Below are 17,189 nucleotides of genomic sequence, written 5' to 3' on the forward strand. Positions count from 1 at the left end.
GCCTGACCTTTGAGGTCAGGAAAAGGGTGTTGTCGGTCGGCAACTGGTACTTGCCGACGATGTCGCAATGGAGCCTGACCTTTGAGGTCAGGAAAAGGCAGCACCATGGTTCACCGCCGGGCGGAGGGGCCCACTGGTCGCAATGGAGCCTGACCTTTGAGGTCAGGAAAAGGTTCCTCGGTGCTGCCATGACTCTCATCATCCTTCCCAGTCGCAATGGAGCCTGACCTTTGAGGTCAGGAAAAGGTGGAGGCTGAAACGATGAAGGAGGTGGGTCTGAAGTCGCAATGGAGCCTGACCTTTGAGGTCAGGAAAAGCCACGCCCCATTGTATCTCACCCCAAGGAGTCCCCATGTCGCAATGGAGCCTGACCTTTGAGGTCAGGAAAAGGGCGCACGTCAGGATCTCGCCGGGAACCAGTAGCAGGTCGCAATGGAGCCTGACCTTTGAGGTCAGGAAAAGCTCCGGCCTGTGGTCCCGCTGGGCCAGCGTGGACTTGTCGCAATGGAGCCTGACCTTTGAGGTCAGGAAAACATCAGCAGCGATGTGACATACACGGCACCAGCAGGTCGCAATGGAGCCTGACCTTTGAGGTCAGGAAAAGGCTCGCGATTTCTTTGGTCTCTGACTACTAGTATTACACGGGTCTGCGAGCGCCGACCAGCTGGGGCGTGCGTGAAGGGTTGTTCGTTCTCCGTAAGTGGAGTGAAACCTGCTCTGACTAGGGTGCGAGCACTCCCCAGGGGTTTGGTGGGTACCGGAGCGCTCGCGTGGTAGCTAGACAATCTGCGGCCCTCTGGTGGGTAGGTCCTCGTGGTGCCCGACGAAGATGAACCGATCCTCGCCGATCTCGCCCAGGTCCACGATGACCACCGAGTCGACGGCCAAGTTCATGATCTTCTCTCCAGCTGCTCTCAGGTGAATCAGCTCAGACCTGTTGAGGTCACAGATGAAAACGGAGTACTGGAGGCGTTCTCCATGGGCCTCCATCAGCTTGCAGATTCGCCGCAGTCTTCCGGGTTCACGGATGTCATATGCCACCAGATAGCGCCGCCTCCGTGTCTTCATCTGGTCACCATCGCAGTGTACTGGTCCAGTTCGCCGGTGAGGAACGCTCCCAGAACACGGGCCTGGATGTCCATGATTCTGCGGTAGGTCGCCTTGTAGCCGAACTGTGGGTGGGTGATCTCCTGATCGAGGCGACGTTCGTATGCTCGCAGGACCGCTTTGCGCCCACTCGGTTTCAACATGCAGCCTCCGGCGCGTGTCCGGAAGTCGTGTGGGCCAACCTCCCGGTTGTTCAGTACCTGCACCACGACACTCTCCGCCACCAATGGGCGGAACTCCTCGGCGAGATCCAGCGCGAGTGCGGGACGCCCGAACCTCGGTTTGTGGAACATGCCCAAGTATGGGTCGAAACCCACCGACGCCAGTGCCACCGTCAGATCCTTCACCAGCAATGCGTAGCAGAAGGACAGAAGGGCGTTCAGGGGGTCTGGTGGTGGCCTACGGGAACGACCGTTCTCGTGGAAATCCGACACGTCAATGCGTGTGTTGTCGCCGATCATGGCTGGGAAACTCGCGAAATAGAGTCGTGCTGCTGTCCCCTCGATGCCCAATAGTTGGCCGGGAGAGGCGGCTTTTGTCGCCTGTATCGCTAGTTCTTTCAACTGATTCCCGATACGTTCGGCCTCGGTGCGTGAGTTGCGCCGCATCAGTGTTCGGCTGTTTCGGATTTTTCCCGATATCATATTCCGTGCGGCTTCCAGGCGTTTCTGTTCCGATGCCCCGAACTGTGCTATTCGTAAATCAACATTCTTGCCCGGAAGTCCTTCGGCCATTCCTGCGAACCAGCCCCCATACGTGAACCAGAGGATCGGAAGATCGTTGCTCATGAGTTCCCTCACAGCCTGCGAGGAGACGGTAACGTTTCCGAAGACGCAAAGCTGACTCACATCGATGAGACGGTAACTTGCCTGTAGCTCGCCGTCGAGACGTACCTCCAACCTGTCGTTGCGAATCCCGACGGTGGAACCCTGCATCGTCACGTACACGGGACGTCCCTCGAGGATGGGTGCCATCAACCTCTTGAGAGGCCGTCTTTCCCGAGGAGGGATCTTCAGTGAGGTCAGTTCGTCGGGGAGACAGATGCCGACCAGCGAGCAGCGAGGACATTTCGGACTGTTCCTCAGTGGAGGCGGCGGTTTCGGGTCGGCAGCAACACGCCACGCGTCCTTGAGGGTTTCCGTGATTTCACTGAGGGCCGTTTCATCGATGCGAATCACAACTCGTCGCCGGGTTTCGGCATACCAGATTTCCGCCCGCTCCACAACGTATCCGGCCTCCTTCAGGAGCAGAGCCTGAATCAATAGCTGAGTCCTGTCGTTCGGCCAAGGAGCCCCGGTCTTGTCCGGGTGCCCTTTCTTGTAGTCGACGGGGACGACGGAACCGTTCCCGCCGTCCTCCACCAAGTCCAGTTTCGCCACCAGCCCTAGGCCAGGTGAACTCAGGGACACTGATCGTGCGGTCCTGCCGCCCCAGGCCTCGGACTTGTCGGGTAGATCCCCGGATTCCTCGTCAACGACGCGGTGCAGGTAGCGGCCCTCCTCGACGTCATCGCTGGTCGTGAAGCGTGACTGTACCCATTCCAGATGGAATAGGCGCGGACAGTAGACGAACTCGTTGAGCATCCGTGCCGGGACCGTTTCCGGGAGCCCCGGGATGTCTGGCCTGACAGTCATCGTTGCGCAGGAATCAAGAGGCCAGCGGAATGTTCACTGGGAGCTCGTCGCGCTCGACAGACGTGGAAAATACCCAATAGGCGGATCTTTTGATTCAAGGGAACATCTAGGTCGCCATCCAACTCCGGGTGTTCGACCAAGGCCTTGATGGCGAGCGGCCCAAGTGGTTCCACCCAAAGCGGAAGACGTAATTCTTGTATGCTTCTGCGTCCTTTGCCCACCAAATGCCAACCGCTCGTACGAGGCTTCTTTCCCGCCGCTGTGGTTGTCCATATTGGATATGACATGAGTGCCAGCCAAGTTGCTCCCGGGACGCCGCGCATCCTTCCGGTTCTGCCTCTACCGTCATCGATCGCTTTCCATGCCGCTCTGTGATCCAAGTACTCTCCGGTTACACCGGGTACCCGCACCCAGCCGGTGAGGGCCTCGTGGAGATATTCTGGGTGTTTCTGCACGTGCTCCAAAGGTTTCTTCAGCATGGTTGCAATTGACTGCTTGCCGGACGATGCGATGAATTGACTGACTGAACAACGCTTCTGCGAGTTGGATTTTTGATTTTTTGATCCGGAATCGCTCTTCTCGGAGGTAGCTGCCAAGTCGGTGATGAGGCTGGTCAGCCATGAAAACATCGTTGCGCTTTCTGTTTCAGAGATTTCCGGGAATAGGTTCTCCGCAAAAGAGTGCAGTTTCCCCTGTGGCACCCGTAGTTTGTCCGGGGCCTCCCCGGGAGGGGGAAAACCCATTGGACCGCCCGGCACGGAAACCCCTTCCGGCATGGTTCTGACGATGTCGACGAGAGCTTCAGCAACCTCATCAACCGTTGCCAGGGAAGAGGTCAGCACGGGACGGTGATCGGTCGTATTCCAGTGCAGCCGGGCATTGTTGTCGGTGAAGTCGTGGATGAGCCGCAGCGTCCCGATCGCCGCGAGAATTGCCAGGGGCGAGTCGCCGAGCAGGGCCGGAAGCGTGACGTGGTTCATCATGATCCCTCCGAGGACACGGTCATGTCGGCGCAGCGCACAATGGCTTCCAGCAGGGCGAGTCCCCACCGGCCGTACCGGGCGTTGAGCCGGGAGAAACGTTCGGCATCCGAGAGCCGAACACTGGTGGGTAGCGCAGATACGACCTGAATGCCGTCGACGACAGCCTCCAAGGTGTGTTCTCCGGTGTCGAGCACTGGCGGCAGGAAAGGCCTGGCGTGTCCGTGGTGGCTCGCGACCAGGTGGTGCAACAGCTCCGGATCTCCCGGATACGGCTCGGTCAGTCCCGCCAGGTACTCGGCGACGAGGACCTCGGACCAGGCCTCGTGTCGTGCCCCCTGGGGCAGGCCGCTCAGTTGCCTTGCTCGTCGGTACTGCTGCCGATCACCAGGCGGCATGCCGGATTTCGCGAGTGGTTCGTCCGCCAGTTCCGCGCGGATCGGATCGCCCCCGAACAGCATCGCCTGGAACCGCTGATCCACCTTTCCCAGATCGTGCCAGCGGGCTGCGTCGGTGACGGTTTGCCGCACGGGTTCGGGCAGCCCCAGCCTGCGCGCCACACCGTCCGCGCGTGCCCCCACCGCTTCCATGTGAGTCGCCAGGGCGACCCGCCGGTTCAGGTGCGAGGTTTCGTCGGAGTTCCCGTCATCCGCGTTCAACCAGCTGGTTTCCGGCGAAACCACCCGCAGGATGGGGGAAGACGCCTCGGTTGTCTGGGTCAGGACAATATTCCCGGCAAGTTGAGCGCGGAGTGTGGCGAGATCGTCCGAGGTCCATGCGCTGGAGCTTTCAGGATCGGGATGACGGGCGAGCCACGCGAGGACAGCCGACACGATGCCGGAGCTAAACTCTTCCCGATCGTCCGGATCATCGCAGTTGCGCCAGTCCCGCACCAGATCCTGGAAGTCGGTGGAGGCCGGGATCCCAAGTCTGTCAGGCAGGCCGGGGTCGAGACGCAGGGCTGCCCGGCCGCGCCGGCAGGTGGCCAGTTCGGACACGTCACTCACCTTGTCCGTGCTGGTGGGGGCCCAGCCGAATTGGTCGAGCCCTCCGGAGTCGGTTGGCACCACGACCACGTCCCCGGGGCGCAGCGATTCACCGGAGACCCAGGCCCAGGTCGACGGACCGGAACCGCCGTCCACCCGCCGGAGCACCGTGCTTTCCGAGTCGTCTCCGAAGGGGATGTCGTCGAAATCGTCGTAGTCCTCCGTGTCACCCACCGGCAAAGGTTTCGCGTCACACAACCAACGCCGCAATGCCCCCAACGGAATCGCCACACATTCCTCGGCGCGGACCGGCAGGGAGTCGATCGCACCGCCGACCTCATCAGCGGGCAATGTCTCGTTCCATGCATTCCGCAGCCCATCGCGCCAGGCCACCGTCACCGGTGCCACCGATGTGTCGATGCCGTGCAGGTACGGATCCAACGGGGGATCGACGCTTGGAGCCGGGCTGGTGCGCGCCCACGCGTCGAGCTGGGCCGGTAGCAGGAGCGGAAGCAGCGGAGCCGCTGCGGTCAGTTCAGCGGGGACGTCCATGTGACGCAGCGCCAGCGGTGAGACGTCCACGGCTCCGGTTTCCTTGATCCGGGATCGGAGAAATTCGGTCGTACGCACTTTGACGTTTCCGTAAACCGGCGGTTTCGGGTCGTTGTCCTCCACCACGACCACGTCTGCCGCGGGCAGGACACCTCGCCGGTTGACGCGTCCGATGCGCTGGACAAGCGCATCCCAGGGTGCGGTCTCGGTGATCAGGGCGGTGGCGTCGAGATCGATCCCGACCTCAACGGTCTGGGTGGCGACCAGCACCGCCGACCCCGGTTTCTCCTCGCGATCCGCACCGAAGAGCTCGGTCACCTTGGCGGTTATCGCCTCGCGATCCACCGGGCGGGAGCGGCCCATCAGCAGCAACACCTCGGTGCCGGAGGGCAGGCCCTTCGACCTCAGTAGCCTGTTGTGAACCTCCCGGGCTCTGTCGACGGTGTTGCACACCACGAGAACACGGGAGTCGGTTCCCGTGACGGCCTCGGCTGCATGGGCCGCGATGTCCCGCACGACCTGCTGTTTCGTGGTGTCGACGAAGGTCAGTGTTTTTGCGGCGGCCAGGCGTGCCCGGGCCGTGGGATCGTCCAGGTGCGCATCTTCATCGAACGACGTGGTCCACCCCTCGGGACGCCCGGTGCTGGTGGCGCTGAGTTGCACTACCGAAGTTCGGGGCAGCCCCAGGACCTGGCTGGAATCCAAGGAACTGGTTGCTTCAAGAGAGGCGGTGAGGGCCTGCGCCAGGTGCGCCTCGTCGATCATGATCACGGAGTCGGTGCCCACCAGAGCCGCATCGATCGGACGTCGCCGGGCGCTGACGCCGTAGCCACGGAAGAACAGGCGGCTTCCCACCTGGTCCACGGTGCCGGTGACGATCGCTGGCAGGTCGGGAAGCGGCAGCCACGCGGCGTCCCAGGTCGCTCCACCACGCATCTTGACCACGGGAAGCACCGGGCCATCGGATGAACCGGATAGTCCACGGAGCCTGCGTGCGACCTCCTCCGACACACTGCCCGGGGAGGCCGTCTCCAGGGCCTCGGCGATACGTTTTCCGTGCAGCTCGGCCTGATCGACGACGATTCGCCGGTCCACCACGAGGAAGATGCGTCGTCGCCCCAGTCCACTCGCGGCCTCGCCTCCGGCGCACATGGCCAACACGAACACGGCGGCATCGAGCATCGACGTCTTGCCCAGACCGGTGGGCACGTCCACGAGAGACGGCCAGGTGCCCGCCCGGAGCATGTCGGCGACCACGTCCGACTGCCAGGGGAACGGGCGATGGCCGTGGAGCTCCTCCATGAAGAGGTCGAAATCACCGGCGATCATCCGTCGGCTCCTTCACGTTCGGGGGCGAACAGACCAACCCCGAAGTACCGTCCCGCGCCGGCCAGCACGGGTCCTGTGACGGGATGCTCGAATGTCATCCGGACGTGCCGGTACAGGCGGCCGCGAGTCCGGAGGGGAAGTTCCTTCGGGGTGAGGTGCGCGGCCCCGGGGGTGAGCGGCTGGGTGCTCAGCTCAACAGTGACCGGAGCGGGGAGCCCTGCCTGTTGGATGGAACGAACCACTGCCGGGGCGAGATCTCCCTTCTTCGGGTATCTGTCCAGCACGAGAGGGGTCACGGACACCCAGCTTCTGGCGGGCCGCGTCCATCGCGCGGCGGTCGCGCTGGCAGGCAGAGGCTCGTCGGGGGAATAACGCAACCCGAAGACCCGCCTGAAACCGGGCACCTGGAGGTCGACGATCCGGTCCGGATCGGTGCCCAGGATGCCCCGCAGGATCCTGCGGCGCTCCGCCCGGTCCAAGCCCGGGATCGCGACTGCCAGGGCCCGCAGATGCCCGTCCGCGTGAGGGAATCCGGCGAAAGGAAGCCCGAGATAGGCGACGTGGGGATGCCCGTCGAACCCGTGGCCGTGCAGAGCAGGAGGCAGTGGATTCTTCGTCTGCGACATCACCTTTGCCCGGAGTGCCGCGGTGAAGAGCCCGACCAGGTTTCCCGGGGGACGGTGATCGACGAACCGGAGGATGACCAAGTCCGGGTACGGTGACTCCACGACCGTGGGGGCAACGGCATCGCTCTCGTCCCGTACCAGCCTGTAGGGCTGGCGTGCGTGGCTGCGGCTGGCCTGCCAGGAAGACTGGTCCAGTTCGTGGAGAGCATTCAACTCGTCCAGGTAGCCGGGAAATGGAACCCTGATGTTGCATTCCGCCCTGTCGTGATCGGTGGGTTCAAAGGTTGACAGCCCGGGCAGGGGCCTGAAATCAGCCACCCTGCGGAAGGCCAACATGACCGGTGACGTCGAACGCCCGAGATACGGCACACGCCGCGCTAGGGCGTCGAGTCCTGCCAGTGCCTCATCCGACAGATCCCGGTCGTCGGGCCAGACGAACTGGATCCTGGGGTCGGGAGGGAAACTCCTGATGCGTTTCATCAGGTCACTGGTCCGGGCGGGATGGTTTTGATTTCCTGTCTTTATTTTGCCCGATTTCGTTTTCTCGCCATTGAATCTGGCGTTCGTGACGACGAAGGAACGACTGATGCTGCACGGAGCAAAGGCCGAAGCGTGAATCAGAGGCGGAGGTAACTGTTCGAATTCGTACAACGGAGCAATTTCATCGCTTTCTGCCACCGAACGTAGTGCGGAGAAAACCCGGGCCGGATGTGGGGGCCATTCGGGGGCGCGAGGGTCCTCGCCGTCGCCGGCTTCGTAGCGCTCGCTCATCAGGCAGATGTCGAGGCAGACGGGCATGTCACTCCCCTGAGGACTCGGCCTTGGTCACGGTGAAATCGATTGCGGCGGCGAGGGCCTTGGAGGGGGTCAACTCGATCGTCTCGAGGTGCATCGGAACCCCAGATTCAATGGCGGCTTCCAGTGCCTCGTCGTACAGGGAGACGGCTTCACCGATGGACAGGGAGAACGGCTCCACCACGCCGCCGCGACCGATCCACTCGAGGGTTTCTGCTTCCACCACCAAGTCGCAGCCGCTGCGCAACCAGATCCCGGCGCCACCGAAGGCCAGTCGATCACCGAGAAGCGCGAGGGCAACCAGAAGAGTACTGGCGGCGAACTGCGTGTTCACCCCGAGGGAGCCGAAACGGATCCGTCGCACCGCCGTAAGGCTTAGGGTGGAAAAACGTGTGACCTCCGTGACGGTCACTCCACCATGGGCGGGATTCGGAGCAATATTGCCGTGACCGATCTCACTCAACCTCGCCTTGGCGTTCTTGGCTGCGGCGGGGGAGTACGTCCACTCGTCGCCGTCGCCGTTTCGCGCACCGGTGAGGTTGAGCGGATCCATGCGACTCGCTTTGCGAGTGCCCACGACGGGATCCCAGCCAACGACCTCGCTGCTGTAGAACCGGGGAAACTTGGCCTGCCGCCCCTTGCGGTGACTGTTCCAGCCGCCGTAGACCAAAGTGGCGGGGTCATACTGGAGCAGCGCGGTTGCATCCTCCAAGGAGGTGGCCTGCAAGGCCTTTCCCACAGGGGTCCTGTCGAACTTCTCGCCGTCGAGCAGCGAGTCGCGCCAGTAGGCGTCAAAGGCCCGGTGCGGCGCATCCAGGCCGGTGATGACGGCCTTCGCCGCGCCGTCGTGGGTTAGTCTCAACAACGGCAGTCGAATCTTTCCCGCCTGCCGGGCCGTCTTGAGCGCCTCCTCGCACCGGTTCGCCTGGGAGGGAACCTGATCGAGGACGACGGCCCTACGTGAGGAACCGTCGCAGGTGCGTTCCTCCATGAGGTAGGGGGAGTCGTCCGATCTCGAGGTGGGAAACGTTGGCGGGAAAAGCCTGCTTCCCGGGCCACCGCCGGGCTGGTACGTGGCGTTTATCCTTGCCAAGGCGAATTCGGGGTCGCGGATCTTGTCTTGGAGTGAACCGAGAGACAGCGTTGTCATAATCTTCCTTCGTGAAGTCCGGTGGCACAACCATAGCGGGGGAAGAGGACACGGAAGTCGCCAAGCGGAAGAAAAACCGCTGAATTAAAGGAACGCATCAAGACCTAACTGGTTGTAAGGAAGGCTCCCGGTCCATCTTGTTGGCGCGTCCGGGGCCGCCGATGAAGGCAGCTCAGTTCAGGTGCTCCTCGAGGGCGGTGCTCAGCCGGGTCATCGACTCGATCAGCTCGCGACGTTGCTCCGGGGTCCAGTCGGACAGGATGTCGGCGAAGAAGGCGGAGGCCTCCCTGCGGATCTCGCTGCATGCCGCTTCCCCGTCCTCGGTCAGGGTCACGATGCTGGCCCGCCGGTCGGTGGGGTCGGTGTGGCGACGGGCCAGCCCGGCGCGTTCGAGGCGTTTGACCTGCGCGGTCATCGTCGAGCGGTCGACGGCCTGCCACTCGGCCAGCGCGGACATCCGCGCCGGTCCCGTCGCCGCCAGGTGCGACAACAGCCAGGCGTCGGTCTGCGCCAGGTTGCGGATGCCAGGATGCATGGCGTTTCGCAACCGCATCCGGCTGGCCAGTCGACTGAGCCCGGAGAAGAGCCGGTGAAGATCCGCGACGGTCTCGTCGGCGTCGGTGCTCATGGCCTGCCTCCTCAGGTTGTCCTCGCAAAAATAGTTGGTACCATCAAAGTAAATCATCGATCCGTTCAGGAATCCAGCGAGGAATCATGACCACCTCACCCGCCCTCCAAACCGCCGACGAGGCGCTGAGCGCCGCCGGGGTTGATCCCGGGACCGGGTTGTCCTCGGTGGAGGCCGCCTCGCGTCTGGTGAGCCACGGCCCCAACGAGTTGCGCTCCCAGCCGCGGGAGGCCGCCTGGCGGCGTTTCCTGAAGCAGTTCGCCGATCCGCTGGTCTACCTGCTGTTCGGGGCCATGGCAATCTCGCTGGCGGCGTGGCTCCTCGAGGGGGCCGGTGGCCTGCCGATCGACGTGGTCGTCATCCTGCTGATCGTGCTGGCCAATGCTGTCATCGGTTTCGTGCAGGAGAACAGGGCCGCCGATGCCGTCGCCGCCCTGGCGGACATGACGGCAGCCAGGGCGACGGTGCTGCGCGACGGCAAACTGGCGACGATACCCGCCGCCGACCTGGTTCCCGGCGATGTCCTGGTGCTGGGGGAGGGCGACGCGGTGGCCGCCGACGCGCGCCTGATCAGCGCCTCTTCGCTGCAGGTGCAGGAGGCCTCGCTCACCGGCGAGTCGGAGGCGGTCACCAAGACCGTCACCCCGCTTGCGGAACTCGGTTCCCTTGGGGATCGGCACAACATGGTGTTCAAGGGCACCGCCGTAGCCCGGGGTGTGGGGCGGGCCGTCGTCACCGGAACCGGCATGGACACCGAGATGGGGCGCATCGCGACGCTGCTGGACGAGACCGCCGATGAACCCTCCCCGTTGCAACGCGAGATCGCCCAGATATCCAGGACCCTGGGTGTGCTCGTCATCGGCATCGCCGTCGTGGTCATGATCGTGGTGGCCGCCGTCAACGGGGTCTCCTCCTTCCACGAGGCCGTCGACATTCTGCTGCTCGGGGTCTCCCTGGCGGTGGCGGCAGTGCCGGAGGGCCTGCCCGCGATCCTGTCGCTGGTGCTCGCCATCGGCGTGCAGGCCATGGCGCGCCGCAACGCGGTCATGAAGGACCTCCACTCGGTGGAGACCCTCGGCTCGGTCTCCGTGATCGCCTCCGACAAGACCGGCACCCTCACCAAGAACGAGATGACGATCCGCGAGATCGTCACCCCCTCCGGGCGGGTCGAGCTGACCGGCACCGGATACGAACCCGTCGGGGCGGCTGTCATCACTGGTGACGAGGCCAGGACCCGGGCCGAGGCCGAACGCACCCTTGCGGCGGGAGCCCTGGCCAACAATGCCCAACTCGCGAAGGTCAACGGCACATGGGAGGTCCAGGGCGACCCCACCGAGGCAGCGTTCCTAGTGGCCCAGCACAAACTCGAAGGCGTGTCCGAGCGGATCGGGGCGTGGGAACGCATCGGCGAGGTGCCGTTCACCTCCGAACGCAAGATGATGTCCGTGCTCGGGCGCCGAACCACCGACGAGCACGTGCGGCTGTTCGCCAAGGGTGCTCCCGACGTGCTGCTGGAGCGCTGCACGGCCGAACTGGTCGGCGACGACGTCGTGCCTCTCAGCGACGAACGCCGCGGCCGGATCGAGGCGGACATCGAACGCCTGAGCGCCGAGGGATACCGCACGCTCGGTGTCGCCCGGCGTCGCGCCCTCGAACAGGATCCCGCCACCTTCACCGAGGACGCCGAACACGACCTGGTCCACCTCGGCGTTGTCGCCATCATCGATCCGCCGCGACCGGAGGCCGTCGAGGCCATCGCGGAGGCGCACCGCGCGGGCATCCGCACCGTCATGATCACCGGCGACCCCCCCCGTCACGGCCGCGCGCATCGCCGCCGACCTCGGCATCACGGAAGAGGCCTCCCGGGCGCTGACCGGCCGCGAGATCGAATCCATGGACGAGGAGGAACTGGGCCGGGCGGTCCGGGACGTCGACGTCTACGCCCGTGTCTCCCCGGAACACAAGCTACGGATCGTCGACGCGCTGCAGGCCGGCGGGCAGGTTGTCTCCATGACCGGCGACGGCGTCAACGACGCCCCCGCCCTGAAATCCGCCGACATCGGGATCGCGATGGGCATCACCGGCACCGAGGTGACCAAGGAGGCCGGGGAGATGATTCTCGGCGACGACAACTACTCCACCATCGTCGCCGCCGTCCGGCAGGGCCGCGGAATCTTCGACAACATCAAGAAGTTCATGCGCTACCTGCTCAGCTCCAACATGGGTGAGGTGGCGACGGTGTTCCTGGCGGTCCTGCTCGGCGGGCTCATCGGCCTGGCCGACCCCGCCAACTCAGCCGCCGCCGTCGTTCCGCTGCTGGCGACGCAGATCCTGTGGATCAACCTCGTCACCGACTCCGGACCCGCGCTCGCGATGGGCGTCGACCCGGAAACCGACGACGTCATGGGCCGCGGCCCCCGCAAGTTGACCGACCGGATCATCGATACCCACATGTGGCAGCGGATCATCGGAGTCGGCCTGGTGATGGGGTTGCTGACCCTGCTGATCTACGACCTCACCCTGCCCGGTGGTCTCGTCGGGGGCCTGGAGGATCTCGCCACCCCCGACTCGCAGTTCGTGGTCGCCCGCACCACCGTGTTCACCGCCTTGGTTTTCATGCAGCTGTTCAACGCGCTGAACTCCCGCTCCGATACCGGAAGTGCCTTCACCCACATGCTCAGCAACGCCTGGCTTTGGGGGTCGGTCGCGCTGGTCACGGTGCTCCAGGTGCTGGTGGTCGAGGTGCCGTTCCTGCAGTCCGCGTTCGGCACGGCACCGCTGGACTGGATCCACTGGGCCGTCGCCGTCGGCGCCGGTGCGGCGGTGCTGCTCTACGAGGAGGTCGTGAAGCTGCTCCGACGCACCTTCGGCGCGCCCTGACGAGCGGAAGAGGAGCCTATCGACGGGACTTCAGGTCGACAAACAACTCGTACAGGCCCTTGGTGATCCTCGTTCCGGCGTTGTATTCCTGAGGGCATTCGCGCCCGGGCTGCTGCTGCCCCCGTACCGTGCCGTATGCGTGAATGCCGATCGCGAAGGCGCCATCGGACATGTACAGGGGAGAGCCGCTCTGGGCGGGGAAGGTGTCCATCAAATAGCAGAGCTGGTTTCCCCGGCTCTCCGTCACCGTTCCGCCCATGCCCCAGAGTTCTCCCGGGGCCTTGTCATAGGGGTAGCCGCGCAGTTCGACCCCGATGTCCTTGTAATCCTCGGAACGCCACGTCAGGCCGAACCAGCCGGTCCGGTCGCCGAGCGGTTTGTCGAGCTTGACCAGTCCCCAGTCCAGCCGAGGGTCGTTGTTCTTGACCCAGGCGACGTCGGTCCACTTCTGGGTCGCCGTCGCGGTTTCGAACGGGCGCTCGGGGCCGTTCGCGCCCGGGCTGAACTCCAGCCCCGAGGTCCATTCCTGACGCTCGTAGCTGTACACGCAGTGTCCGGCGGTGACCAGTGTGTCGGCCGAGATCATCCAGCCCGTGCAGTAGGGCTTGCCGCCCTTGCTGATGTAGACGATTGCGGAGTTCGGGTAGGCGGTGGTGTCGGTCAGCCGCACCCGCTCGTCCTCGCCGATGATGCTGCTGGGAGCCGATTCGATCGAATCCGGTTTGTACCCGGGAACGGAATCCCCGGAACTCGCCGGGGCGTCGTCCGGCTGCCACGTCAGGGACTGTCCGGAGGAATCGATTCCTACCGGGGAGACCTCCGCCGGGTTCGGCGCCGGGTCGTCGTCCGCCGCCGCCTGGAGGGCCGGGGACGACGTGGCCAGCAGAGCCGCGGCCAATAGTGCCGCTCCGGCCGCCGAAGTGATTGAATTTCGGATTTTCTTCACGTTTCTTCAACCTCCATTGGCATGTGCCCAGTGGTTTCGCGTTTTGACGCTAAACGCCGACGTATGTTGGAGTCAAGAAGTCCTTTCGGACGGCATCCGGTGCTCCGCAAGGCCGCTGTGGGAGGCGGTGAACAGGCAGCCAGCAGAGACCGGCACGCGCCTTCCGGCATGGAGAACGCTTACCGCGGGGCTTGTTCGTTGGCTGTGTCTCGGCAGGCGAATCCCTTGCGCGGCGTGTGGTTCGGGATGATCATTGACGGGTCTTCGCGAGCCGGGGGCAACATCCACCCCACTTCTCTTGTGCGCGAATCGCGGGGGAGAGTCGATCGGGTCAGATGCGGATATCCGTCAGGGGCGGCATGGATCTTACGAGCCGTGTCGTTCGGAGGGCCTCTACAGATTCTCCTCCCAGATTTCGGCGGACCTGGCGATCGCCTGTGTCGTGGAGAGAACTCGTGAAAGCGTCGAAGCGGCAGGGCGCATTGTCCTGGACATGGCGCTGAGCATCTGGACCTGCTGATTCATGCCGCCGAAATCCATGTTGTTCATGCTCCGGGAGAGTCCCGAGAACATTTCCTTGAGCTCTTTTCTGTGTTCCGCCAGGCCTGACCCGCCCACCAGCCTCAGCAGGCGGGTCAGGATGTCATCCAGCGCGGCCCATGCCGTGACCAAGGCATCAGTTGCTTTGTCGAGATCGATCCGGGTGGGGTTGATCTTGTTTGCCGCGAGAACCAGTGCGGCACTGCTCGGGATGCTTCCGCTCGGCAATTTGGAGAGCTCACGATTGAAGGCCTCCCCAAAAGCGGCAAAAACTTTATTGAAGTCCTCCGAGCGCTGCGAGAAAGCGGGTGCGTCGCTTTCCAAGAGAGTTTCCAACAGCTCGATGATGCCCTCGTCCTCCGGCGAGTCAGATGGGTTTTCCGAGGGAGCTGCTGAAAGGGTGGGTGTCTCCTGTGCCTCGAGGGCCTCGATGCGACGTGCCAGCTCCTTCCCCAAGCTGCGGGCAGCATTTCGAAAATCGCGAGTCTCTGGTTCCAAGTTCTCCAGGGGGTGATCGAGCGAGAGCCACTGGTGTTCGTTAATGGTTTCTCGGATGCTGCGATAGATAGGATCGTCCCTCACGTCTGGTGCTTCCCAGCGGGGATTTTTCACCAAGAGGGTCAGGAGGCCCTGATAACCTGCTTTGGCCGTCTTGGTGCGGAATTGAAGGAACTCGTCCCGGCAGGCTTGAGAACGAATATAGCTAGGGGTCACCATGGCCATGAGGAATGTGGTTCTGCCGACTTCCTTCTGAAGCTTTTCCCGCCAGTTCTCCCCCCAAGCCAGCGAGATGTTATCGGTGATGAGCTCGACGGGGGTGCCGAGCTCGCTTCTGCAGGCCTGTATCACCTTCTTGGTGAAGGCGATGAGAAGTCCGTCAAAGTAATCGTCGTCGTCATGCACGTAGCTGAGGAAGACCGAAGGGTTGCTCATCGAGGCTGGATGCTCGTCGGTCGTGATGACGTTTTTCTCCGGGGGCAAGGCGATGACCTTTCTGGTCGGGGTTGGGGAAGAGGGGGAAGCGAGTGCGGCCCCCCATGCGGAAGGTTGAATGAAAGCCGCTATGGGTAGCGCCCAGATTTTATCAGCAATCTGCTCAAACCGCGTCCCCGTGTGGACTATGAAACCCCGGTGCAATCCTCCGTGCTCCTGCAGGGCTTTCAGCCCCTTCAAGTCGGAAGGAGAAACGGATGTGGCGAGCTTGACCTCGATGCCGACTCGTCTTCCGGCGCCATCGACGAGTACGACATCGACCTCCCGCTGGGTCTTGTTGTCCCGCCAATAGAAGATCCGGGTTTTCAGGTGCGCCCACCCGCGCGCCGCGGTCAGTTGCTGAACGACCCATGATTCCAAGACTTGCCCGAGGGCCTCGGGAGAGGAGGCTATGTCATGCCCTGCTCTGGAAATCGCTTCGCAGGTTGCCGAGGAATCTGATGAGTGAACTTTCGGCATCGTTTTTGAAGTTCGTGTCAATCCAGTCCTCAGATTGGGCAGAAAGGTGAGGAGGAAACGACGATCAAGGATGCCCAGGTATCGAGAAACGGTTCGTTGGTCGATCCCCAGTTCTGCCGCGAGCCCGGTCTTGTTCAACTGCCCTCCGGGAATGCGCAGGATCGAGTCGAGGACGGTCCCGGCAATTCCGACGTCAAGTTTCTCCTCGGGCAGAACCCGGTCACTGAGAAGCGCCAGCATGTCCGAATGGACGCGGACCTCCAGGGCGCTCGTGGTCAGCGGAACCGTGCTCAGGCAGTAGCTGGGAACGCCTCCTGTCCTCAAGAGGCGTACGAGCTCTTGAGTTGAGACGGGTCCCGGTGTGTCCAAGTCCAACTGGGCGTCGAAAAGAAGATCGACGAGACAAGGCGCATCCGTTTCCGCCGGGTGCGAGGTCTCGAGAGCACTGAAAGGGTGAAGCCGCGTTCTTGTCGCGCGGCCGACCAAGGGGTCGGAGCCCTCCAGCTGCCCGCGGCCCACGGAGGCCGAACCCGTGAGCAACACGTGATGTCCCGGTGGGCGGGAGTCCACGAGCTCCTTGACCGCCAGGTTCAGGTCGGGACCAGCTGCGCCTCATCGATGATTGCCGGAAAATCCAGGGATGCGAGCCAGCGCGTTGGATCAGCCGCGGCGTTTGCGCGCTCCGTGGGATCGGCCAAGGTCTGGTAGGAAACGTAGATGCCGGTGTCCACGAGGTGGCGCGCCGAGGTCGACTTGTCGATCGCTCGGCGGCCTTCCAGGATCGCGACTTGGTGTGACGCGTGGTCTGTGAAGGTTTGCTCGGTGGCCCGCGGACGGTAGAAACTTCCGGACATGGAAATTCCTACATCGGATGTAGGAATTTTCCTGCATCCGATGTAGGAAAATTCCCGTTTGGGACGCGCTGGTAGCCCGTAGCTGCTTCGTTTCCCCTTGTTTGGCCCGCCCGGTGCTGGTTGGTGGGGTTCGGATCTGGGGCGCCGAACGGTACCCCGGATCCGCGGCATGTATCAGCAACGGCGACCCGTCAGGGCCAGTACGCGGGTCTGGCGGTCCGCATCGTCGGGAACCTCAACAGGTCGTTTGCAGATCCCGTCCTGATAGAAGATGTCTCCCCACGAGGGAATACAGGTTTCCAGGAAGGCGAGCTCCGTATCGCTCAGTTCCAGATCGTTTCCGGCCGCCCGTTGGATGTCCCAGGCGTGGATGATCAGGTCGAAGCGATAGAAACTCAGCAGCGTGTCGGCCAGGGTGGTCGGTCCGAAGAAGGAGTCGTAGGTGGCCAGGAGCGTTTCCTCGTCGGTCACCGCCGACCTCACGGCGGCCGCGTGCGCGGCCCAGGCCTCATGCGGTGCCCCCTCCGGGCGGGGACCCAGCTCCAGACCTCGGTTGCCGAAGACGTCGCGCTGGGTGTCGATGACGTGGTCGAGGACTTCCTTCGCACTCCACCCCTCGCAGGGACTCGGATTCTCCCAGCGGTCGGTCTCAAGGTTCGCGATTCGCCGGGTGAAGGTGTCGACGTGGCCAAGGAATTGCGTGATTCGGGTATCCATGGACGCTAGTGTG

Annotated in this window: 12 protein-coding genes, 1 pseudogene and 1 CRISPR repeat array (1 of these 14 cut by a window edge); of the genes and pseudogenes, 2 read left to right on the forward strand and 11 right to left on the reverse strand. The window is 63.5% G+C overall.

Going from position 1 to position 17,189, the window contains the following annotated elements:
* Positions 1–604: a CRISPR direct-repeat array (repeat unit 36 nt; unit sequence GTCGCAATGGAGCCTGACCTTTGAGGTCAGGAAAAG) (it extends 1,536 nt beyond the left edge of the window).
* A 173-nt stretch (positions 605–777) separates the two neighbouring features.
* From cas2 to EL272_RS03000, 7 genes are all read right to left on the reverse strand, one after another.
* The gene (gene cas2 / locus EL272_RS02970) at positions 778–1,068 is read right to left on the reverse strand and encodes a CRISPR-associated endonuclease Cas2 (RefSeq protein WP_014845733.1); all 291 of its coding nucleotides are present in this window, start codon (positions 1,066–1,068) and stop codon (positions 778–780) included.
* Positions 1,065–2,741, reverse strand: a complete 1,677-nt coding sequence (locus EL272_RS02975; protein WP_041696164.1) for a CRISPR-associated endonuclease Cas4/Cas1 — start codon at positions 2,739–2,741, stop codon at positions 1,065–1,067. The genes cas2 and EL272_RS02975 overlap by 4 nt, the downstream gene beginning before the upstream one ends.
* Positions 2,738–3,724, reverse strand: a complete 987-nt coding sequence (locus tag EL272_RS02980; protein WP_123823881.1) for a type I-G CRISPR-associated protein, Cas3-extension family — start codon at positions 3,722–3,724, stop codon at positions 2,738–2,740. Before EL272_RS02980 ends, EL272_RS02975 begins: the two co-directional genes overlap by 4 nt.
* The gene (gene cas3g, locus EL272_RS02985) at positions 3,721–6,588 is read right to left on the reverse strand and encodes a type I-G CRISPR-associated helicase/endonuclease Cas3g (RefSeq protein WP_061788267.1); all 2,868 of its coding nucleotides are present in this window, start codon (positions 6,586–6,588) and stop codon (positions 3,721–3,723) included. Before cas3g ends, EL272_RS02980 begins: the two co-directional genes overlap by 4 nt.
* A complete protein-coding gene (csb2, locus tag EL272_RS02990) occupies positions 6,585–8,012 on the reverse strand; it encodes a type I-G CRISPR-associated protein Csb2 (RefSeq protein WP_073970121.1) in 1,428 nt (475 codons plus the stop codon). The genes cas3g and csb2 overlap by 4 nt, the downstream gene beginning before the upstream one ends.
* Position 8,013: 1 nt before the next feature.
* Positions 8,014–9,159 carry a type I-G CRISPR-associated RAMP protein Csb1/Cas7g gene (gene cas7g / locus EL272_RS02995; protein ID WP_014845736.1) on the reverse strand — a complete coding sequence of 382 codons (1,146 nt, stop codon included), beginning with the start codon at positions 9,157–9,159 and terminating at the stop codon, positions 8,014–8,016.
* A 172-nt stretch (positions 9,160–9,331) separates the two neighbouring features.
* Positions 9,332–9,787 (reverse strand): MarR family winged helix-turn-helix transcriptional regulator, encoded by a 456-nt coding sequence (locus EL272_RS03000; protein WP_061788268.1) that lies wholly within the window; start codon positions 9,785–9,787, stop codon positions 9,332–9,334.
* A gap of 86 nt (positions 9,788–9,873) precedes the next feature.
* On the opposite strand from EL272_RS03000, the pseudogene EL272_RS03005 reads away from it, so the two are divergent.
* Together EL272_RS03005 and EL272_RS15650 are read left to right on the forward strand one after the other, a co-directional pair.
* Positions 9,874–11,544, forward strand: a pseudogene (locus EL272_RS03005) (cation-translocating P-type ATPase); the annotation flags it as partial.
* A gap of 112 nt (positions 11,545–11,656) precedes the next feature.
* On the forward strand, positions 11,657–12,667 hold the full coding sequence (locus tag EL272_RS15650; protein ID WP_255265835.1) for an HAD-IC family P-type ATPase: 1,011 nt from the start codon (positions 11,657–11,659) through the stop codon (positions 12,665–12,667).
* Positions 12,668–12,683: 16 nt separating this feature from the next.
* Here EL272_RS15650 and EL272_RS03010 read toward each other — a convergent pair whose 3' ends face one another.
* The 4 genes from EL272_RS03010 to EL272_RS03025 all read right to left on the reverse strand — a co-directional run bounded on the left by EL272_RS03010 (position 12,684) and on the right by EL272_RS03025 (position 17,176).
* Entirely contained in the window at positions 12,684–13,613 is a 930-nt protein-coding gene (locus tag EL272_RS03010; RefSeq protein WP_014845739.1) for a trypsin-like serine peptidase, read from the reverse strand.
* A gap of 393 nt (positions 13,614–14,006) precedes the next feature.
* Positions 14,007–15,845, reverse strand: a complete 1,839-nt coding sequence (locus tag EL272_RS03015) for a DUF4143 domain-containing protein (RefSeq protein WP_126409324.1) — start codon at positions 15,843–15,845, stop codon at positions 14,007–14,009.
* 350 nt (positions 15,846–16,195) lie between these two features.
* Entirely contained in the window at positions 16,196–16,459 is a 264-nt protein-coding gene (locus EL272_RS03020) for a hypothetical protein (protein WP_051014917.1), read from the reverse strand.
* Positions 16,460–16,633: 174 nt separating this feature from the next.
* Complete coding sequence (locus tag EL272_RS03025; protein WP_061788270.1) at positions 16,634–17,176, reverse strand: TIGR03086 family metal-binding protein; 543 nt, start codon at positions 17,174–17,176, stop codon at positions 16,634–16,636.
* Positions 17,177–17,189: the final 13 nt, after the last annotated feature.

It is taken from the genome of Arachnia propionica (assembly GCF_900637725.1).
Taxonomy (GTDB): Bacteria; Actinomycetota; Actinomycetes; order Propionibacteriales; family Propionibacteriaceae; genus Arachnia; species Arachnia propionica.